Here is a 20,485-nt window from a genome sequence, read left to right as displayed (position 1 = left end):
ATAAACGATGCAACCAGGAGGTATTCCCGGCCGCAGCTATTTACAGAATTGGGCAAGACCTTCTTATATTCTGCGTTTGGCTGACTTCTACCTGTATTATGCAGAGGCTTGTAATGAAGTCAATCCTTCCGACCCAAATATCATCAAATATCTGGACCTTGTAAGAGATAGAGCCGGTATCCCCGGATATAAAAAATTACACGATACTGGTAAAAAGATAGATGTCATCGGTGATTATGAAGCACAAGCGTATGCTATCAGAAGAGAGCGTCAAGTTGAATTATTCTCCGAAGGTCAACGTTACTTCGATATCCGTCGTTGGATGATTTGTGGCGCAGGAGAAGAAGCGGACCAAACTGTATATTGGGGTATGAACGTAGATGGAGAAGCCAGCCTTCCTCTTTCTGACCCGAACTCATTCTTCCATCGTAAAATGGTACGCAAGCACCAGTGGACAAAAGCAATGTATTTATATCCTATACCACATGACGAAATTGTCAAGTCACCCAATCTGATACAAAATCCTCTGTGGTAAAAGTTTTTAGAAAAGTATTTTACCATAAAAGTTTTCTAAGACGAGAGAAATGTTTCATCTTGTATTCAATTACACAAAGAGGCATTTCTCTCTTTTTTAAACACAGGCAAAACAAATATCTTTTTCAAAATGAAAACAAAATATTTCCTATTCGCTTCGATCGCTTTATCAAGCCTGATTGGTTGCAAAGAGATCGAAGCACCTCATACTTATGGTCCCGTTCCCACAGAAGCCCAACTCAAATGGCAAGAGTTAGAATTCTACGCATTCATTCATTTCAGCATCAACTCTTTCACTGACATCGAATGGGGATATGGGGATAAAAGCCCACAACTTTTCAACCCGACAAACCTTGATTGTAAACAATGGTGCAAAATAATAAAAGACGCAGGGATGAAAGGAGTGATTCTTACCGCGAAACATCACGATGGTTTCTGCTTATGGCCTTCCGCTTACACAGATTACAATATTTCAAAATCTCCTTGGCGCAATGGCAAAGGCGACTTGGTCAGAGAATTGGCTGATGCCTGCAAAGAATACGACTTAAAATTAGGGTTCTATTTATCCCCTTGGGACAGAAACCATAAAGATTATGGCTCAGAAGCATATATCACCTATTTTCGAAATCAGTTGAAAGAACTTCTAACAAACTACGGAGACGTTTTCGAGGTTTGGTTTGATGGAGCTAACGGTGGTTCCGGCTATTACGGCGGAACTAATGAAACTCGTAATGTTAACAGAAAGACATACTATGATTGGCCGGAAACGAACAAGCTAGTCCACGAACTGCAACCTGATGCTGTTATCTTCAGCGATGCCGGTCCCGATGTCCGTTGGTGCGGAAACGAATCCGGATGGGTCGGTGAAACCAACTGGAGTACTCTACGCAGGGAAGAGGTATGGCCGGGTTGGCCCCATTATCAACAGTTACAAAATGGACATGAAGATGGTAAATATTGGGTACCGGCTGAAGTAAATGTTTCAATCCGTCCCAAATGGTTTTATCATCCGGAAGAAGACACACAAGTTAAATCAATTGACCAACTAATAGATATTTACTATAATTCTATTGGAAGGAATGGCTCTTTCAACTTAAATATACCTATTGACCGAGACGGCTTAATCCATTCGGCAGATTCTGCCGCACTGATAGGATTCTGTCGTACTATAAAAAAAGAACTTCAAGATAATCTAGCCAAACATTCTACCATAAGGGCAAGCAACACACGTGGAAGGAAATTCTCCCCCAATAAGATGATTGATGGGGATAAAGAGACCTATTGGGCAACAGAAGACGGCATAACCAATGCCACGATTACTGTCGAACTAGGAAAAGAACCTGTAACATTTAACCGACTGCTACTACAAGAATACATCCGGTTGGGACAGCGTATCCATTCATTTACCGTAGAAGCATTCGTAAACGGAACTTGGCAATTGTTAGATACTCAAACAACAATCGGATATAAAAGGATTTTAAGATTACCGGATACAAAAGCATCCCAAATTCGTATACATTTAGAAGCTAAAGATGCACCGGTCATCAGTAATATAGAAATATACAATGCTCCCAATCAAAAACAAATTCCATCTATCACTAAAGATAATGAAAGTATTGTTTCTAACAATGATAAAAAGAACTGGAAAGTCATCAACATAAAAGATGGTTCTATAAACACCATGTTTGACGGAGACAAAAACACCGTTTGGTTCAGTAAAAAAGATAGTTTTCCTTATGAACTTACCATTGATTTAGGTAAAATACAAAAAGTTGAAGGTTTCAGCTATTTACCAGATCAAAGCAATAATCCGCAAGGACCGTATTCCAATATACATTGGCGGCTTCCGCGGATGGGAAAACATGGAAAGACATTTGTAAGAAAGAATTCGACAATATCGGGAATAATCCTATATTACAAACCGTTCGTTTCAATCCACAAAATATGAGATTTATAAAATTCACGGCAAACTCTACCGTAAAAGACGATTCTGTGTTCGGATGTGCAGAGTTTGACATTTTAACGGTAAAACCATAAAACAACATATATATGAACAAGCTTATTATTTTTAGTCTATTACTTCTTATCAGTACTTCCGGTTACTCTCAAAAAGAGAATAACCACAAATGGAATTTCAACAATCTAAATGGATGGGTCTATGGACATCAAGATGATAATCCTGAAAACCAATGCGATATAAAAGACGGTATTCTGAAAATCTATACACGGGCTCATTCATGGGACCGAAAAAAGATCCGGACTACCGACAAAAAATATACAACCGGCAGATATACATGGAAAACTTATATTCCGCAAATGGGTGAAAAAGACCAGGCTAGTGTCGGTTCATGGATTTATTGCGATGACCATCATGAGTTGGATTTTGAAGTCGGATACGGAAACGAAGAGATCAGAAAAAAACTGAACGCTTCACCAGACGACATGATAGCTTATATGACTTCACAAGATTTTCCATACGCCTCCCTTCCCGTTACAATAAAACCGGGATGGCATCTTTTCGAAATAGATTTGACCATCAAAGATGATAAATATTATGCCACATGGAGTATCGACAAGAAAAAGCAACAAGAAATACAACTAGGATTTGGTAATGAAATTTCATTCTACATCTTCTGTAGTGTAGAAAATCTCAAATTCATAGGAGACCATATTCCTCAACAAGAGAATTATGGCTTATTCGACTTCGTCCAATATAAATATCACAAATGACAATGAGAAAAATAGCTTCACTCTTTTTTATATGCCTGAGCCTTTTCTCCAAGGCTCAGGAAAATACTCAATATGAATATCTCCAGTTAGCATCTTCTCCTTTTTCCGTAGAAGATAGCTACCTCTCCAAACACGACATTGTTTATTTCTCGCCGACCCAACTGGAAGCAGAAGGTTTTCCTATGGGGAACGGGAATATGGGAGGCATGATTTGGAATCATGACAATGGTATTGAATTACAAATTAACAAGAATGATTTATGGACAGACTTAAGAGCTGATGAAGGTAATACCTCCATCTTAAAACATGCAGTCCGTCTAAAAATAGACTTCGGAACTCCTGTTTTTAGTTGGATCCATCTCAAAAACTATGAAGGGAGATTATCGTTACAAAAAGGAGAAACAACCTATAAGGCTGCAACAGCGTATTCTACGACAACGATTAATACATGGCTGGCACACGATAAAAACGTATGGGTTCTTGAATGTGAAAATCTACCAGCGAAGAATTTTTTAGGAGATCATTCAGTTGCCACCATCTCACTTGAACGATTAGGTAGCCGTGCTTTTGCCGGATGGTATTCCGGTTACTTTCCTGAAAACACAGCCGTCGGAATAGGAAAAACACAATCCATCATCGACGCCCATGATATGATTATTGAAGAAAGAGGAGAAAGATTACATTTTGCCGTAGCTTGCAGAATCATAAAAGAGGCGGCTTCTCCCACTATAATCAATGCGCATAGGGCAGAGCAAAAGACAAAAAAGAATAAATTCACAATCCTGATAAGTGTTGTCACAGACAGAGAAAATCCTCAACCGATCACTGCTGCTAAACAATTATTGAATGAAGTTGAATCCTTAGGAATCGACCAGGTCAAAAAAGAGAAAGATCAATGGTACAAGAACTTTTGGTCTAATTCTTTCGTCAAATTAGGCAATGATTATCTTGAAAACATCTACTACCTACGTAGATACCTGATGGCCGCTGGTTCACAAGGCGAGTTTCCTGTTACATTCAATGGTGGTTTATGGCGCTGGAATCGGGATATCATGAATTGGGTCACTCCCCACCATTGGAATACACAACAACAATATTGGGGATTGTGCGCACAAAACGATTGCCAATTAATGATACCTTACTTAAATACTTATTTCAAAATGATACCTTTTGGAAAAGCTCTGGCCAAAGAGAAAGGAGCACCTAATGACGCTTTACTGATAACAGAAGCCCATTGCTTTTCCGGAGAGCAAGTAAGTAAAGACAGAGGTGACATGAAGTATAATTTTACACCGGCCGCCCAAATAGCTTCTCTCTTTTGGGACTACTACACATTTACAGGAGACTATGATTTTCTTCGAAACAAAGCCTATCCATTTATGCAAAAAGCGGCTAACTTTTACTTGGATAAGCTACAATGGGATGAAAATAAAAAAGAATACTTTTTACTCTCTTCCGTCTATGAATCGGCAGATATCGACCATGTCAAAAATGCCATCAGCGATAGGAATTGCATTGAACAACTTTTCAAAAATTGTATTCAAGCTGCCTCTTTATTAAAAACAGATAAAGAGAGAAAAGACAAGTGGAACCATGTATTAAACCATTTATGGAAAAGATCATTCCAACCATTCGAAAACGGCTCCGAAGTAATTGCACCGGCAGGAGAATATTATACAGAACAACAGTACTCTTCCTGGAACTGGGGATGTGGAGGTTCAATCGCCTTTCCTGCTAATTTAATCGGTATTGACGACAAAGATACACGTTTAGGAAAAGCTGTTATCAACCTGGTCAAATTCCGAAACGAAGCAAATGCTCATTATCCAATGCCGGAAATAGCAGCCCGAATGGGATTAGGTGATCTGGCTCTGCAATACTTAATCAATGGTATAAACATTCACCAAATGTATCCTCAGGGATTAATGCATAACGTTACCGGATATCCCGATAATATTTATAATCTCAAATCTATTCATGACCTTTTGAATCATACGTATACAATACGTTCACATGATTTCTTCCAATGCGGTATGGAACCTATCAGTAATTACGGAACAACGATAAACGAAATGATGCTCCAAAGTAACGAAGGAAAAATCAGGGTATTCCCAGCCATACCTTCAGCCTGGGACACGACACGGATAGCCTTTACCCTATTGGCCAGAGGAGCATTTGTTGTATCATCCGAAAGAAATGAACATACCCGGATTACTCAAATCGGAATAAAAAGCTTGAAAGGTAACAGGTGTAGAATTCAAAATCCTTGGAACGACAGTAAAGATATGGTCATCCGGCAGACAAACAATGGAAAGGATATAAAATTCAAAATAGAATCCGGAAATGTTATTTCATTCAATACCCTACCTGATACAGAATATATTATCAGTGTAAATAACGGAACAGCCCATAATAAGACAACTTATTCAGGAAATCCCAATAACAATGTAAAGCATTTAAGAAATCGCATTTTGGGGAAACCTAGCGGATGGAACGATTCCGATAAAAACTGATATACTAAAAAAACAGTACAAAAAAAGCGACCTGTTACCAGATCGCTTTTCCATTTGCTATAATGCGAATTAATATCTTCTTCCGCCGCCGTTACCGTAGCCACCGCCACCGCGATTGCCACCACCGTAGCCACCACCACGATTACCGCCGCCGAAACCACCGCCACGATTACCGCCGAAACCACCGCCACGGTTTCCACCACGGTCTTCTCTCGGACGTGCTTCTGTTACGCTGATTACTTTTTCATCATAAGTAGCCTGGTTTAATTCTTCGATAGCCTTCTTGGCTAAATCGTCATCCTTCAATTCTACAAAACCAAAGCCTCTTGAACGGCCTGTTTCTCTGTCTGTGATAACTCTAGCTGAGAGGATTTCCCCATAGTCAGCAAACAACTCGTTTAAGTCAGCGTCTGTGACGTTATAACTTAAATTTGAAATGTAAAGATTCATTTATAAAAACTTATTTAGTTAATTGTTTATTGAGGGATGAATAGAATAATAGTTGAATGAATGTACTTTACAAATCTAAGTTGCGAGCAAAACTTCAAATACAAGTTTAAATCAATCTCAATAGGCTACAAATGTAAGGTTTAATTCGATACCACCATACTTTATGACAATCTTTTTCAAACATTTTTTTCTCAAAAAACTCTTATAAACAAACAATGATTTATTTTAAGTTCGTGAATCTCCATCCGCCTGATTTACAAAAAAAGTCTTTTGATGGGATCTCTTTTTTATAAAACACACTAAAAAAAACGCCGGAATATATCATTTCTGCTTTAATTTCTGTTTTAACTCAACATACCATAAACATAAAAGAGAATTTGTCATGACGAAAGGAACAATTGGATTAAATGCAGGTACCATCAGGAATCTGTTACTGGATGGTGGATGTTGGAGTTTGGAGGAGTTGAAAAAGGCAACCTCCTTATGTGAAGCTGATTTATGGTCTGCAATCGGATGGCTAGCCCGCGAAAACATGATTCAGATCACTAGTGCCAAAAGTCAGATAGCTTTTTGTCCGGGGATGAATTTCAGCTATTAAAATGAAATATACCCTTTGATATCAAAAAAAGCGACCCTTACAGATCGCTTTTTTTATTTTTACCGGAATAAAGTATTTACAACCACACTATCACCGTCATTCGGAGCGGGTTCCAGATTCAATAACCGGGATATAATCAGATAAAGATTTACATTTGCCATGACAGGCAATTCGACATTCTCTTTAAATGAAGGGCCTGCCGCATAAAATATAGCTTCCATCTCCGGTGAAAAATTATCATAACCATGGGTTGCACCCGGATAAGGATAGGATTTATCACGAAAATGCAGGTAAGTTCCGATATTGGGAAGCACAACCAAATCTCCTATACGGGGATTATTCCCATAAACGTATTCAGCAGGAACATCCTCTTTCCTCCAAACCGTCACATTCGGAACCTTTTTCAGGATATTGTAAGCGGTCTCGGTATAACCATTCTTCGGATAAAGCAAAGTCGGGACACCGTCAAAAATATAATCGAAACTGTCACGTGGCAAATAGTCATTCAGATTGACATATTTCTCAGGCGTATAAGTAGCCATTCCGTGATCGGACAGAACTATAAAATCTATTTTATCGAAAATATCCAGTTTGCGAGCCTCATTAAAGAAATGGTTCAATACACGATCCAGCTCCTCTACTTTCTCTAAAGTTTCCGAAGAGTCAGGCGTACAGATATGACCGATCGCATCCGGCTCTTCGATATACCACATAACCAAATGAGGACGTATATCCTCCGGTAGCTGCAACCAGGCTACAACAGAATCGGCGCGGTCCGAATAAGGGACCTTTTTATCAAAAGGTTTCCAGATGGAAGGCTGCCGACCCTGGATCGGATATTCACTGCCCACCCAAAAGAAAGAGGCCGCATGTACTCCCTGTTTCTCTGCCGTATTCCAGATCGGTTCCCCTCCATAAAAACCCGGAGTGGGGTCCGCCATACGGTAAACACTGTCCAAGTCGGGGGCATAAAAGAAATTATTAACCAAGCCGTGATGATCCGGGTGCAAACCGGTTGCCATACTGTAATGGTTCGGAAATGTTACGCTGGGAAAAGAAGGACGGAAAGCGGCACGAATCCCGACTTTCGCCAAAGAATCCAATGTCGGGGTATAAGCACGATCGGGATAATCGGAACGGAATCCATCCATGGAAAGAACGACTACATAACGGTCATGGCGCTTCGATGAAGAACAGCCGGAAAAAAGTATACCGGCCAGAACGATACATCCTATAAATAAACTTACATATCTTTTCATATACAATCACCTCAAAAAGAAAGAGGTCCACAAAGATAGTGAACCTCTCCCGATTATTTTATTCAAATCGTTAAATACACGGCTAGAAAATATAACGTAAACCAATCTGAGCCTGCCAGCGTGACGTGATTGCCGTATTCGTATACATATCACCCGGATCACGGAACTGATAGGTAAACTGACCATCTTTACCAGTAGAAGCTGTTACAGGCGTCAGATCATACCCGGTAGAAGTCTGGTGATACACCCCCCATTTTTTATTAAAAAGGTTTCCGACATTCAATATATCCAAATTAACCTGAAGCGTATGTCTTCTTCCTGCCACATTCATAAAGAAATTCTGCGCAATATGAAAATCAAAGTGATGTTCAAACGGCATTACCAATTGATTTCGTTTGATATGGTCCCCTTTTGTTTCTCTGATATCTTTATTCCCGTCAATCCACTTAATAAAAGCATCCTTTTGATCTGCTGCGGTAGAAGTAACTTTCCCGTTTGATATAATATCAGTAAAAACCATTTTCTCACGTTCAGCGTCCGTTGGTATATATAATAAGTCATTTCCATAACCATCGCCATTGATATCATTTGAGTAAAGCAAAGAATAACGTCCGCCTGTCTGACCATTATAAAACAGACTTACAGTCGTTGCAAAATGTTTCGCATATTCTTTAGTATAAGAAACAGAAGCAACTATACGGTTACGCACGTCAAACATAGACCAACTCAATTCCGGTGCAACGTCACCTCCATAAACCGCATTATATTTCCAACCGGAATAAGCCTGTGACGAATTTCCATCCGTCAAAGATTTTGCCTGTCCATAAGTATATGCAACCATCGCATTCAAACCGAAATCAAAAGACTTCTCAACCTTGGCCGTTACATTATATGTATATCCTTTATTTGTATTTGTGAGATACATAATTTGCGTAAAATTGTCGTCTGCTTTTTTATAGGTAGGACGATTGTCTCCTCCATTATTTAAATTACCGTCGTGTTGGTAATTGATATTTTCATATAAGATATTATTCAACGTTTTTGAATACAAGCCTTCCAAACTCACACGAATATCATAAGGCAAAGTATGCTCTAATGCCAAATTCGCACGGAAAACAGACGGATATTTAAAATCTTTATCCACCACATTCACTTCCGACGTAGCCGGTGATTCATACTGTTTGGAAGGATCAATACTGAAATGGAAATCATCCGGACCGACATTCGGCATATTTCTAAAGTTTAAAGAAGTACGGCTCACTTCAATTCCCGTATTCGTAAAGCTGTTCGATATCCAAACAAAAGGAATGCGTCCGGTGAAAATACCGACTCCACCACGTATTAAAGTCCTGCGTTCTTCATCCAGATTCCAACGGAAACCGACACGAGGCGACCACAATACCTTTGTAGAAGGCAACTGGTTTGTAGCAACATTGTACTGCTTTGCTATATTTGAATTATTAAATGTTTCATTGGCTAATGGTTTATCAAAAAACAGAGGAATATCCATCCGAAGTCCATAAGTCAATCGAAACAAATTTGTTACATTCCACTCATCCTGTGCATAAAAACCTAATTGTGCCGCACCAAATTCAGGGGCCCAACGGTTTGTTCCGGTTATTTCCGTACGCGCTACAGAATAATCATAATATTTAGGAGCAACTTCATTGGCTGTTCCTACTGACAGAAAATCATCTAATGAGCTATAAGTATAAGAACCATAATTGTTAGCCAGATAAAGATTACTCATATTAAAAAACTCATTATAGGTTCCCACTGTGATAGAGTGGTTTCCTACCATTCTTGTCAGATTATCCGTTAATGTAAAAATATCCTGATTTAATGAGTTTGCCATAGAAAATCTTTCCGTACCAAATTCCAAGGAAGTATTTTCAGACAGTTGTTCTATCTTGACATAAGGCATAGCTTGTCCCAACGGATCACGGTTATCACGTACACGGGTCCATCCCACACGTAACTCATTCGCCAACAAAGAACTTATCTGTGTATTCAATTCAGCGACAATAGAGTGAGTGGAGTTTTTCATATAATACCCATTGTCATTCAAACGAGCTGCCGCCTGTTTATTTGAAAAATTCATACTGCGTGCGTCAAGTAGACTATAGCGGAGCGTAAATTTATTTTTATCATTTGCATTCCAGTCGATACGAGCCAAAAATTTATTCGAATAAGTATCTACATCCAGAGGGCCATAACCTCCTCCATCGTAACCACCTGTCAATTGAGATATTTTATTAATAATCAGGTCTACTTCGTTTTTATCTAATTTGGAACCTTCTGTTCCAATGTTATTTGTTGTAGGAAAAACATCTTTTACTCTTTCAAAGTTGGTGAAAAAGAATAGTTTATTTTTAATAATCGGCCCACCTAAAGTAACTCCGTATGTCTCTGATGATTGATCATCCAAGCGTGTACGTTCCTTTGCATCACCAGGTGTTTTTCCATAAAATTTCTCATTATTATAATATCCATAAACAGATCCATGAAATGTATTTGTTCCTGATTTCGTGATAGCATTAATTCCACCACCTGTAAATCCACTTTGACGCACATCAAATGGAGCTATTACCACCTGAATTTCTTCAATAGCATCCAAAGAGATCGGATTTGCCCCTGCTTGATCACCATTTGTTCCGCTGGCTGACAACCCAAATACATCATTATTTGCCGTTCCATCAATCTGAAAAGAATTATATTTATTACTCGAACCGACAAACGACATTCCGCTGCTCGTATTAATTCCCATAGGGTTCATTTTAGTAATATCAAAGATACTACGATTCACAGTCGGAGTAGAAAGAATCTGTTCCTGATTGAAGTTTTGTGCCGCCCCGGTCTTCTGAGAATTAAACAAGGCTGCTTTCGATGCAGTGACAACCACTTCATCCAATGATAATGATTCTGTCAACTTTACATCCAACAGATAAGTTTCACCTAATTGAAGCGTAATATTTTTATATACTGCTTTCTGAAATCCGACATAAGATACTTCAACTGTATAAGGACCGCCGATACGCATCCCCTGTAGACTGTAACGTCCATCCGCATTAGTAACAGTTCCATAAGTAGTACCAGAAGGCTCATGAACAGCCTGTACTGTAGCGCCGATCAGAAGTTCGCCTTCCGCCGTCACTTTTCCACTGATCCCGGAAGTGGTAACCTGGCCATTCAACGTGAATGTCAGACAAAAAAGAAAAAGAACAAACACAGATAAGTTCTTCATACTAGATAATATTAAAATTAAAACAATCGAAACACTTTTTATACAACGCCACAAAGATATATAATCTATGTTACCAACACATTACGAATCCACTTGATTTTTATGGACTTTCTTAAATATTTCGATTTTCCCGCAAACTATCGGCTATATCCTGATGTTGCTGAGCGAGTTCCTCTTCACCGACAAAACGATAAACTTCAGCCAGATACTCGTGTGCTGATGCGTGTTTGGGCTTAATGGAAACGGCTTTTTGGAGATCAGCGACCGCCTCCTCATAATATTTCATGCGTAGATAACATTTTCCACGATTATAACGGGCCTTAAATGAAAGGGGGCTCAGTTTGACGGCTTCATTCAATGCCACTTGGGCATCGTATGTTTCGCCAATATCCAGCAGCGTGACACCTTTGCGCACCCAGGCATCCACATATTCAGGATACAGTTTCAACGCTTTATCGAATGAGCGGAGAGCTGCATTCGGATCATTGGCTTTGGTTACACATTCATTTCCCATCAAATAATATTCATGGGCATATTCTTTCAGGATTTCACGTTGCGCGTAAAGTTCTTCTTTTAATTTTTTTATTTCCTGGCGTTGCGTATTCATACGCTGAAGTTTGGAACGAAGCAGGCGCTGCACCAACGGTTTATCCATTTCGTTCCGTTTCCCTATTGCAAGAGCAAAAGACTCCACGGCATCCTTCATATTTCCACGGTTAAAATCATGGGCAGCACGAGCATATAAAAGTTCCGCTTCACTTTCCCGAGGCTCTTTTCAATCAGCTCCTTACTATTGAAAATCTGGCTGAACTGAACAATTTCTTTACGTACAAAAATATCGTGAGGAGTCACTTTACTCTTCAGAACCAGTCCTTCGAGGGATGTGCAACGGCTTAGTGCCACGTATGTCTGGCCGCCGGCAAAGACCCCTCCGGTCAAATCCACGACAACCCGGTTAAACGTAAGTCCCTGGCTTTTATGCACGGTAATCGCCCAGGCAAGACGGATCGGTAATTGTTCAAAAGTACCGACAATCTCCTCCTCTATCCTTTTTTCCTTTTCGTTATACTTATATTTATAATTACGCCACGAAGTAGGTTCCACCAGATGTTCGATTCCGTTTTCCAACAGGACATATACATTCCCGTTCTCATCGATGCCCGAAATCATACCGATAGTTCCGTTCACCCACCGGCGTTCATAATCATTATCAATAAAAATCACCTGCGCCTGTTCTTTGATTGCCAGATTCAATTGTGTTGGTAAAGATGATTCCGGAAAATCACCATCTACACGCCCCGCGGATATAAATTCTTCACCGGGCAATTCCGACAACTTCTTTTCATTGATGAAGTCTACTTGATCGCGCCGGGTAGCAAGTGTAATATACATATCTTCGTTATTCGGCGCAAACTCAGGGAAATAACGGGCATTCAAAATTTCCAGTTCCTGTCTTCTCGCCGCATTGCTCCGTATCCGGTCCAATATATTAATAAAGACCGTATCGGTCTGCCGATAAACTTTCTGCAACTCAATAGGCACCAAGTTGATTGACTTGAAAACCCTGGCTGAAAAGAAGAACGGACTGGCATAGAAAAGGCTGAGTATCTCTTTCTGGTCAGACGGCACAACCGGCTCCAACTGAAACACGTCTCCGACAAACAATAACTGTTTCCCTCCAAACGGCAAACGCATATTTCCCGAAAAAACACGTAAAATACGATCTACACAGTCGATAATATCCGCCCGTACCATCGAAATCTCGTCGATAATGATCAGTTCGACCTCCGATATTATTTTCCGGTGCTCTTTCCGGTATTTGAAAAATTCAAAGATCCGCCCGTCTTTCAGGCTCAGATCGGGATCATCCGGTAACATCGGACGGAACGGCAGTTTGAAGAAAGAATGTAAAGTCACCCCTTCAGCATTAATAGCCGCAATACCAGTCGGAGCCAATACAACATGCTTCTTTTTGGTATGCGAACAAATATATTTGAGAAAAGTGGATTTGCCCGTCCCCGCTTTCCCTGTCAGGAAAACAGACTGGCGGGTATGGGTAATCAGTTGCAAGGCATCCTGAAATTCCTTGTTGTCCGTGTCTAGTTGAAATTCCAATCGTGTAAATTTTGAGTAGACAAAGCTAAATAATATTTTAAATATCCCCTTATAAAAAGAGTATATTTTATTTGGTCATGTACAAACAATTGCTTTAATTTGTGATATCAAATTAATATCAAATACAAATTATTATGAAAGCACAAGAAAAGATATTTAACGGCATGATTTCCGGTTTTTTAGCGATATTATTAATCCTAATTATAGCTGGAATGTCTATTTACTTCTTCACACATGGACAAACATGGAGTACAGCGTTGGGAGTGATCGGTATATTATGTGCCGCTTTCATGTGCTCCGGTCTGATGATTATCCAACCGAACAATTCACGGGTCATGACATTTTTCGGAAAATATGTCGGTACTGTCGTTGAAAACGGCTTCTTTTGGGTGAATCCCCTCTTCCTAAAAACGAAAGTAACCTTGCGTATTTTCAATCTGAACCTTGAACCGATCAAGGTAAACGACAAAGTAGGTAATCCGGTAATGATCGGCGCCGTTGTAGTGTGGAGAGTAAAAGACACCTATAAAGCGACTTTCGATATTTCCGGGAATGTTCAATCATTCGTGCAGATTCAAAGCGATGCTGCTTTACGCCAGGTGGCCGGAATGTATGCCTATGACACAAACGAAACGACCGACAAAGTCACATTACGTTCCGACAATGAAGGCGAAGTGACCTCCCGGCTCGAAGAAGAGTTGAACAGCCGGTTGTCGATAGCAGGAATAGAGATTGTTGAAGCACGTATCAACTATCTGGCTTATGCCTCTGAAATCGCAGGTGTAATGCTGCGCCGCCAGCAAGCCGATGCAATTATTGCCGCTCGCGAACGTATCGTTGAAGGCGCAGTCAGCATGGTTCATCTGGCGTTGGAGAAGCTGGAAAAAGACAGTATTGTCGAGCTCGATGAAGAAAGAAAAGCGGCAATGGTCAGCAACCTGTTGGTTGTTCTTTGTGCCGATGAGTCCGCACAGCCTGTTATCAACACAGGTACATTATATCAATGATTCTAAATTTTTAATATTAATATAAGTGATGGCCAAAAAAGAGAATGCAACCAAAAATTTTGTTCTGCGGATCGATGCGGAGATGATGGATGCTATCGAAACCTGGGCTGCGGATGAATTCCGCAGCACCAATGGCCAGATACAGTACATTCTGGATCAGGCACTACGAAAGGCAGGGCGGTTAAAAAAGAAAAAGCAATCCAAACAGGAAAAGGAATAAAAGGAATTCATATAAAATAAAATCAATACGAGAAGGGGACTAATTATCGGCTGATAAACAACCAGGCATCTTTATATTTCTCATTCGTACGCAAAGTTGCCATATAGCTTTCAGCCTGCTCACGATTATCAAATCTATCGGCATAGATACGATACTTACCATCACGAACAACTTTACTCACATGCTTGCAATCTTTACGATCCACCCCGGCAATATATTTATCAGCTTGTTCTTCCGTAGGGAAGCTGGCTATCACGATATGATACATTTTCTGATTCGGCTTGCTGACCGCCGGTTTGGGAGCGACCGCCTGCTTTTTCACTTTCGGGACTGGTGCAATAACTACCGCATCGTTTTTCACCTCCGGTGCCTTAGTTTCAGGAGCCACAGTTTCTACTGATGTGCTCACTTCTTCCGTTTTCATTTCTGGCGCATTTCTGGCAACCATTTCCGTCGGAACAAAACTGGCAGTATAAGCAGCCTGGTTCACATCTTCCACCGGAGTTGAAACCAACAGGAATAAAGCGACAGCAGCAGCCGAAGCAGCTACTACGCGGAGAAACTTCCGGCTGACCGGTATATATAATGTATCTTTTTTCTTCTTTCCGGTAAGCAAAGCGACCTCTTCACGCTCTGCCAAAACAGGTTTAAGCTGAGGAAAATTAAAAGCCGCCAATCCATATGAACAGACACTGAATGCATCCGATTCTCCCGGATGGAAAATCATCTGGCCTTCCTGTCCCAGACTGAAAGAACCTAACAGAGCAAAGGATAATCTCTTTTCTTCCTGCAAAGCAGCTTTCATATCGTCGACATCTTCCTCCAGCATCAATTGCGCCTTCCGGTAATTAACACCATACATTTGCATGTATGACTCTGAAAGTAACCCGTCGTTATGTTGTAGTGTGATATTAAAAACGATTTCTTTGCGCTGCGGACTGAACAGATGTTCCTCTCCGTTGCATACGGCAGAAACTGTTTGCAGTACAAAACCTCCAAATTTCGGTACAATCACACAGTCATGTACCAGTAATAATCGTTCTATATGTGTTATTATCCTAAGCATAAGACAAAGGTAGATATTTATTAGTGAATTTACAAAACAAAAAACGGTACAATTTTCTACCTTTGTCTCTCAAACAAATAATATGTACTGGTTAACTCAATCGATATATTCATTCAAGGTAATCCCCTTTTTGGGTGGATGGCTGGCAGACCGCCTGTTAGGTGATCCGGAAGGCTGGCCTCACCCCATCGTCTGGTTCGGCAAACTCATTTCTTTCGGAGAGAAAAAATTGAATCAGGGTGAGAACCGTTTCTATAAAGGAGGTCTGTTGACACTAATCCTTGTAGCAGGCATTTACTTTATAACCCGGTTAATCCTTTTCTGGGGAGCATTTATAAATACTTATTTATACGTAATTCTTGTCGGAGTAGGTGTATTCTATTGCCTTGCCGGAAAAACATTGATTACGGAAGTAAAAGCCGTTTTTGAAGCAGTAGACCGCAGTGTGGAAGAAGGACGGACACAAGTCGGACGCATCGTCGGACGTGACACCTCCAATCTATCCCCGCAGGAAATCAGGCCGCCGCCCTTGAAACTTTGGCAGAAAACCTGAGTGACGGAGTGATCGCCCCGATGTTCTGGTTTGGCCTTTTAGGATTGCCCGGAATGATGGCTTATAAGATGATTAATACACTCGACTCGATGATCGGCTATAAGAACGAACGATACAAGGAGTTCGGAGAAGCTGCCGCCCGGTTGGACGATGTTGCCAACTACATACCTGCCCGGCTGACAGCTTGCCAGATGTTACTGGTTTCCGGAACTGGCACAAAAGAGATTTTCTGACACGTTTCGGCAGGGCACATCTCAGTCCCAATTCAGGTTATCCGGAAGCAGCATTGGCAGCCATCCTCGATTGTCGTTTCGGAGGTACACACGATTACTTCGGTCAAGCGGTAGAAAAGCCTTATATCGGAGTCAACGGCAGGCCTTTTACAACAGAAGATATGTTAATAGCAACTAAAATAAACAGCAATACAGAACTAGCCATGGGATTGCTTGTTTGTCTTCTATCAATATTATTACAATAAAGAAAATTATACAGACATGGAAATAAGACTAAACAAATTGCTCAGTGACGCAGGACTTTGCTCGCGCCGGGAAGCAGACAAGTTCATCGAAATGGGGCGGGTTACCGTCAACGGAAAACAGCCGGAAGTCGGTCAGAAAGTTAGCAAAGCTGATATCGTCATGCTTGATGATATTAAAGTTAATTTCAGCCAGGCTCAGGAGCATGCACGCACCGGTTCTGGTAAAACTCAAAATCTGATCTTCGGCGACCCTGTTGCCAAAGTGGAGAAAAAAGAAAAGAAAGTGGAAAACAGTGCGCCTGTTGAAAAAAAGAAACCTTCCGGTTCCGGCAGTAAACTGAGACCTGGTAAATATGTCAAATACAACAAATATGCTGCTGCCAGAAAAGCGGCTAAAAACGGAGAAAAACCGAAAGACAAACTGACTCCGGAAGAAAAGGCACTCAAAGATGCCATGCGTCCGAAGTTCGGTAAATCTTTGGGAAAAGCAGCCGTTGCGCAACGCCTTGCCGCTTCTCCCAAATCTGCCAGCTTGCGAAAAACAAGTAAAAACAATCCGATAAACAAAGGGAAACGAGTTGCTACCCGCAACAAGCCTAAAGGAGAATAATACGATGCAGCACAAACATATCGTACTTATTACAGGAGGTCAACGTTCCGGCAAAAGCGGATATGCACAAAAGTTAGCCCTATCATTGAGCACTAACCCGGTTTACCTGGCGACTTCGCGTGTATGGGATGAAGAATTCCGTCAACGGGTTCTCCGTCACCAAGCAGACCGTGGTCCGGAATGGACAAATATAGAAGAAGAAAAATACCTGAGCCATCATAATCTGAATGGCCGGGTAGTCGTTATAGATTGTGTCACGTTATGGGGCACAAACTTCTTTTTCGACAATGACAGTAATGTCGAAAAATCATTGACAGAACTGAAAGAAGAATTCAACCGGCTGACCCAACAGGAGGCTTATCTTATATTCGTAACCAATGAAATTGGGCTGGGCGGAGTCTCGCCAGATCCGGTTCAACGCAAATTCACAGACCTGCAAGGGTGGCTGAACCAGCATATAGCCTCCCGAGCCGACGAAGTCGTACTGATGGTAAGCGGAATACCCATGAAAATAAAAGGATAACAAAATAACAAGACAATGATTACTTTTAATATTGAAAAACCAGATGCTGCTATCGCAGAAACATTACAGGAAAAAATAAACAATCTGACAAAACCTAAAGGTTCATTAGGTAGATTAGAAGAATTAGCTCTTCAGATCGGTTTGATCCAGCAGACACTTACCCCTTCCCTACATCATCCGGTCAATGTCATTTATGCCTCCGACCACGGTATTGCAGATGAAGGAGTAAGTAAATCACCCAAAGAAGTAACCCGCCAGGTAATTCACAATTTCCTGAACGGCGGAGCTGGTGTTTGTTTTCTTGCCCGCCAGCATGGCATCGAACTGAAGATTGTTGATGGTGGCGTAGATTTCGACTTTCCTTCCATTCCACAACTAATCGACCGGAAAATCAGGAAAGGAACCCGTAATTTCCTCCATGAAGCAGCAATGACACAGGAAGAAATGGAATTGGCACTACAATACGGTGCTGAAATTGTGAGTGATTGCTATAAGGAAGGATGCAACGTCATCAGCTTTGGCGAAATGGGAATAGGTAACACGGCAGCTTCCAGCATGTGGATGACTTGCCTGACTGGTATTCCATTGATAGAATGTGTCGGTGCCGGAAGCGGGTTGGACAGTATAGGCGTACAACATAAATATAATGTGTTGAAAGCATCGCTTGAAAACTATAAAGGAGATAATAGCCCATTAGATGTGATCCGTTATTTCGGAGGATACGAAATGGTCATGGCTGTCGGTGGAATGCTCCGGGCAGCAGAACTCAAAATGATCATACTTGTTGACGGGTTTATCATGACCAACTGTGTTCTGGCAGCTTCCCGGTTATATCCTGAAATGTTACCTTATTGCATATTCGGTCATTGCGGAGACGAAGCCGGACACCGGAAAGTACTGGATGTATTACAGGTAAATCCGATTCTAAACCTGGGACTGCGTTTGGGAGAAGGTTCCGGTTCCGTGTGTGCTTATCCGATCGTTGACTCGGCCGTACGCATGATCAACGAGATGCATACTTTCCAACAGGCGGCTGTGACAAAATATTTTTAACCGGATAGTATCCATTCCTAACATTTAAATATATGTTGCGTATACTGGCTGCATTCATATTCTTTACACGTCTGCCTTTTTGGAAACTGGCTGAAGTACCTGCCGAATATTTCAAAAATATAGTGAGCCGATGGGCTTTAGTCGGTTGGTTTACTGCCGGGCTGATGGTGATTGTACTATATGCAGGCTCACTCGTTCTGCCTTCCGGAGTTGCTTTAGCCCTGGCTATGATCACCCGTTTATTAATCACAGGCTGTCTCCACGAAGACGGCCTGGCTGATTTTTTTGACGGATTCGGAGGAGGCACAAACCGGGAACGGATATTGGCTATTATGAAAGACTCGCATATAGGAAGTTATGGGGTCATTGGTTTGATCTGTTATTTTGGCCTGTATTATTTGTTGCTCAGCAATCTCCCGGTCGAACTGGCAGGTTGTGCCATCCTTGCAGGTGATCCTTATAGCAAAGGTATTGCAGGTATGATCATCAATCGCCTCCCATATGCCCGAAAAGAGGAAGAAGCAAAAAGTAAAACTGTTTATAGCCGGATGACAACCGGAGAATACCTGTTCAGTCTTATTTGTCTGTTACTGCCTCTGTGCTGGTTGCCTGAACCCGTATATTTTCTGGCAGGTCTCCTACCCGTTGCTACCTGGTACCTATTGACTACTTTTATGAAAAAGAAAATACAAGGATATACCGGTGACTGCTGCGGAGCTACATTTCTACTATGCGAATTAAGCTTTTATCTGGGTATAGCTGTTATATATACAACAACACTTTAGTTATTTACATATGAATATCTATTTAATCAGACATACGTCTGTCGACGTTCCCGCAGGTTATGCCTACGGACAAACCGACGTACTACTGCGCCCATCTTTTGAGGAAGAAGCCGAAAAAGTAAAAGAATCATTATCCGGACTTACTTTTGACAAAGTCTGGTGTAGTCCGTTAACCCGCTGTGTACGGTTAGCCTCCTATTGTGGTTATCCGGATGCCATTCGGGAAGATCGCGTAAAAGAATTGAATTTTGGGGAATGGGAAATGAAATCCTGGGAAGACTTATCCTCCGACCCACGTTCCGAAGCCTGGTTTGCAGACTGGATCAATATCAGAACACCAAACGGAGAATCGTTAAAAGACCAATACGACCGCGTCAGTTCATTTCTTGATGAGATCAGAAAAAGCGGAATGCAAGATGTCTGTATATTTGCCCATGGAGGTGTTTTAACTTGTGCGCGTGTTTATGCCGGAGAATATGGAATAGAAGAAGCCTTTAAAAACGTGCCATCCTACGGAGAAATAATAAAGCTGAGTTTCGACTGAGTTTTATTATCTTATTTGATATTTATTATTTCTATTTGAACCGTCATATACATAAAACAAAAAGGAGTCCACTCTTTCGAATGAACTCCTTCTATCTAAAACGGCGGCTATCTACTCTCCCACTTTTACGCAGTACCATCGACGTGGTTGGGCTTAACTTCTCTGTTCGGAATGGGAAGAGGTGGATCCCCAACGCTATAACC

General features: G+C 41.1%; 17 protein-coding genes, 1 rRNA gene and 2 pseudogenes. 14 read left to right on the top strand and 6 right to left on the bottom strand.

Annotated features, from left to right (window positions below):
• Nucleotides 1-7: 7 nt before the first annotated feature.
• The 5 genes from DXA15_RS25900 (at nt 8) to DXA15_RS03870 (ending at nt 5,777) form a co-directional block, all read left to right on the top strand.
• Complete coding sequence (locus DXA15_RS25900; RefSeq protein WP_233566788.1) at nt 8-535, top strand: RagB/SusD family nutrient uptake outer membrane protein; 528 nt, start codon at nt 8-10, stop codon at nt 533-535.
• 129 nt (nt 536-664) lie between these two features.
• On the top strand, nt 665-2,482 hold the full coding sequence (locus DXA15_RS03880; RefSeq protein ID WP_128133190.1) for an alpha-L-fucosidase: 1,818 nt from the start codon (nt 665-667) through the stop codon (nt 2,480-2,482).
• Entirely contained in the window at nt 2,407-2,571 is a 165-nt protein-coding gene (locus tag DXA15_RS25895; protein WP_233566793.1) for a hypothetical protein, read from the top strand. The genes DXA15_RS03880 and DXA15_RS25895 overlap by 76 nt, the downstream gene beginning before the upstream one ends.
• A 12-nt stretch (nt 2,572-2,583) precedes the next feature.
• The gene (locus tag DXA15_RS03875; RefSeq protein WP_128133189.1) at nt 2,584-3,264 is read left to right on the top strand and encodes a hypothetical protein; all 681 of its coding nucleotides are present in this window, start codon (nt 2,584-2,586) and stop codon (nt 3,262-3,264) included.
• Between the two features lie 2 nt (nt 3,265-3,266).
• Nucleotides 3,267-5,777 carry a glycoside hydrolase family 95-like protein gene (locus tag DXA15_RS03870; RefSeq protein WP_233566786.1) on the top strand — a complete coding sequence of 837 codons (2,511 nt, stop codon included), beginning with the start codon at nt 3,267-3,269 and terminating at the stop codon, nt 5,775-5,777.
• Between the two features lie 69 nt (nt 5,778-5,846).
• Here DXA15_RS03870 and DXA15_RS03865 read toward each other — a convergent pair whose 3' ends face one another.
• Entirely contained in the window at nt 5,847-6,227 is a 381-nt protein-coding gene (locus DXA15_RS03865; RefSeq protein ID WP_128133187.1) for an RNA-binding protein, read from the bottom strand.
• A gap of 382 nt (nt 6,228-6,609) precedes the next feature.
• On the opposite strand from DXA15_RS03865, the gene DXA15_RS03860 reads away from it, so the two are divergent.
• On the top strand, nt 6,610-6,825 hold the full coding sequence (locus tag DXA15_RS03860) for a winged helix-turn-helix domain-containing protein (RefSeq protein WP_128133186.1): 216 nt from the start codon (nt 6,610-6,612) through the stop codon (nt 6,823-6,825).
• A 59-nt stretch (nt 6,826-6,884) separates the two neighbouring features.
• Here DXA15_RS03860 and DXA15_RS03855 read toward each other — a convergent pair whose 3' ends face one another.
• From DXA15_RS03855 to DXA15_RS03845, 3 genes and pseudogenes are all read right to left on the bottom strand, one after another.
• Nucleotides 6,885-8,084 (bottom strand): ectonucleotide pyrophosphatase/phosphodiesterase, encoded by a 1,200-nt coding sequence (locus DXA15_RS03855; RefSeq protein WP_128133185.1) that lies wholly within the window; start codon nt 8,082-8,084, stop codon nt 6,885-6,887.
• Nucleotides 8,085-8,166: 82 nt separating this feature from the next.
• Nucleotides 8,167-11,328, bottom strand: coding sequence for a carboxypeptidase regulatory-like domain-containing protein (locus DXA15_RS03850; protein WP_128133184.1), 3,162 nt, complete (start codon nt 11,326-11,328; stop codon nt 8,167-8,169).
• 112 nt (nt 11,329-11,440) lie between these two features.
• A pseudogene (locus DXA15_RS03845) lies at nt 11,441-13,443 on the bottom strand (tetratricopeptide repeat protein).
• A gap of 134 nt (nt 13,444-13,577) precedes the next feature.
• Between DXA15_RS03845 and DXA15_RS03840 the strand changes: the two are divergent.
• Nucleotides 13,578-14,450, top strand: a complete 873-nt coding sequence (locus DXA15_RS03840; RefSeq protein WP_128133183.1) for an SPFH domain-containing protein — start codon at nt 13,578-13,580, stop codon at nt 14,448-14,450.
• A gap of 28 nt (nt 14,451-14,478) precedes the next feature.
• Nucleotides 14,479-14,670, top strand: coding sequence for an Arc family DNA-binding protein (locus DXA15_RS03835; RefSeq protein ID WP_128133217.1), 192 nt, complete (start codon nt 14,479-14,481; stop codon nt 14,668-14,670).
• Nucleotides 14,671-14,713: 43 nt separating this feature from the next.
• Here DXA15_RS03835 and DXA15_RS03830 read toward each other — a convergent pair whose 3' ends face one another.
• Complete coding sequence (locus tag DXA15_RS03830) at nt 14,714-15,736, bottom strand: SPOR domain-containing protein (RefSeq protein ID WP_128133182.1); 1,023 nt, start codon at nt 15,734-15,736, stop codon at nt 14,714-14,716.
• 82 nt (nt 15,737-15,818) lie between these two features.
• Between DXA15_RS03830 and cbiB the strand changes: the two are divergent.
• From cbiB to cobC, 6 genes and pseudogenes are all read left to right on the top strand, one after another.
• Nucleotides 15,819-16,767: pseudogene (cbiB, locus tag DXA15_RS03825) on the top strand (adenosylcobinamide-phosphate synthase CbiB).
• Nucleotides 16,768-16,783: 16 nt separating this feature from the next.
• Entirely contained in the window at nt 16,784-17,377 is a 594-nt protein-coding gene (locus DXA15_RS03820) for a S4 domain-containing protein (protein WP_128133181.1), read from the top strand.
• A gap of 4 nt (nt 17,378-17,381) precedes the next feature.
• Entirely contained in the window at nt 17,382-17,900 is a 519-nt protein-coding gene (locus tag DXA15_RS03815) for a bifunctional adenosylcobinamide kinase/adenosylcobinamide-phosphate guanylyltransferase (RefSeq protein ID WP_128133180.1), read from the top strand.
• Between the two features lie 15 nt (nt 17,901-17,915).
• Nucleotides 17,916-18,953, top strand: a complete 1,038-nt coding sequence (gene cobT / locus DXA15_RS03810) for a nicotinate-nucleotide--dimethylbenzimidazole phosphoribosyltransferase (protein ID WP_128133179.1) — start codon at nt 17,916-17,918, stop codon at nt 18,951-18,953.
• Between the two features lie 32 nt (nt 18,954-18,985).
• The gene (locus DXA15_RS03805; protein WP_007654313.1) at nt 18,986-19,738 is read left to right on the top strand and encodes an adenosylcobinamide-GDP ribazoletransferase; all 753 of its coding nucleotides are present in this window, start codon (nt 18,986-18,988) and stop codon (nt 19,736-19,738) included.
• Between the two features lie 10 nt (nt 19,739-19,748).
• The gene (cobC, locus tag DXA15_RS03800) at nt 19,749-20,282 is read left to right on the top strand and encodes an alpha-ribazole phosphatase (RefSeq protein ID WP_046147893.1); all 534 of its coding nucleotides are present in this window, start codon (nt 19,749-19,751) and stop codon (nt 20,280-20,282) included.
• Between the two features lie 98 nt (nt 20,283-20,380).
• Here the strand turns inward: cobC and rrf are convergent.
• Nucleotides 20,381-20,485 (bottom strand): 5S ribosomal RNA (gene rrf / locus DXA15_RS03795); the annotation flags it as partial.

It is taken from the genome of Parabacteroides sp. AM58-2XD, from assembly GCF_003463685.1.
GTDB lineage: Bacteria > Bacteroidota > Bacteroidia > Bacteroidales > Tannerellaceae > Parabacteroides > Parabacteroides segnis.
The sequence above is the reverse complement of the archived record's forward strand: the minus strand, read 5'-3'. Positions and strand labels throughout refer to the sequence as shown.

Coding starts and splice junctions, on each gene's coding strand:
- DXA15_RS25900 (WP_233566788.1), top strand. CDS start 8: ATGCAACCAGGAGGTATTCCCGGCCGCAGCTATTTACAGAATTGGGCA.
- DXA15_RS03880 (WP_128133190.1), top strand. CDS start 665: ATGAAAACAAAATATTTCCTATTCGCTTCGATCGCTTTATCAAGCCTG.
- DXA15_RS03875 (WP_128133189.1), top strand. CDS start 2,584: ATGAACAAGCTTATTATTTTTAGTCTATTACTTCTTATCAGTACTTCC.
- DXA15_RS03870 (WP_233566786.1), top strand. CDS start 3,267: ATGAGAAAAATAGCTTCACTCTTTTTTATATGCCTGAGCCTTTTCTCC.
- DXA15_RS03865 (WP_128133187.1), bottom strand. CDS start 6,227: ATGAATCTTTACATTTCAAATTTAAGTTATAACGTCACAGACGCTGAC.
- DXA15_RS03860 (WP_128133186.1), top strand. CDS start 6,610: ATGACGAAAGGAACAATTGGATTAAATGCAGGTACCATCAGGAATCTG.
- DXA15_RS03855 (WP_128133185.1), bottom strand. CDS start 8,084: ATGAAAAGATATGTAAGTTTATTTATAGGATGTATCGTTCTGGCCGGT.
- DXA15_RS03850 (WP_128133184.1), bottom strand. CDS start 11,328: ATGAAGAACTTATCTGTGTTTGTTCTTTTTCTTTTTTGTCTGACATTC.
- DXA15_RS03840 (WP_128133183.1), top strand. CDS start 13,578: ATGAAAGCACAAGAAAAGATATTTAACGGCATGATTTCCGGTTTTTTA.
- DXA15_RS03835 (WP_128133217.1), top strand. CDS start 14,479: ATGGCCAAAAAAGAGAATGCAACCAAAAATTTTGTTCTGCGGATCGAT.
- DXA15_RS03830 (WP_128133182.1), bottom strand. CDS start 15,736: ATGCTTAGGATAATAACACATATAGAACGATTATTACTGGTACATGAC.
- DXA15_RS03820 (WP_128133181.1), top strand. CDS start 16,784: ATGGAAATAAGACTAAACAAATTGCTCAGTGACGCAGGACTTTGCTCG.
- DXA15_RS03815 (WP_128133180.1), top strand. CDS start 17,382: ATGCAGCACAAACATATCGTACTTATTACAGGAGGTCAACGTTCCGGC.
- cobT (WP_128133179.1), top strand. CDS start 17,916: ATGATTACTTTTAATATTGAAAAACCAGATGCTGCTATCGCAGAAACA.
- DXA15_RS03805 (WP_007654313.1), top strand. CDS start 18,986: ATGTTGCGTATACTGGCTGCATTCATATTCTTTACACGTCTGCCTTTT.
- cobC (WP_046147893.1), top strand. CDS start 19,749: ATGAATATCTATTTAATCAGACATACGTCTGTCGACGTTCCCGCAGGT.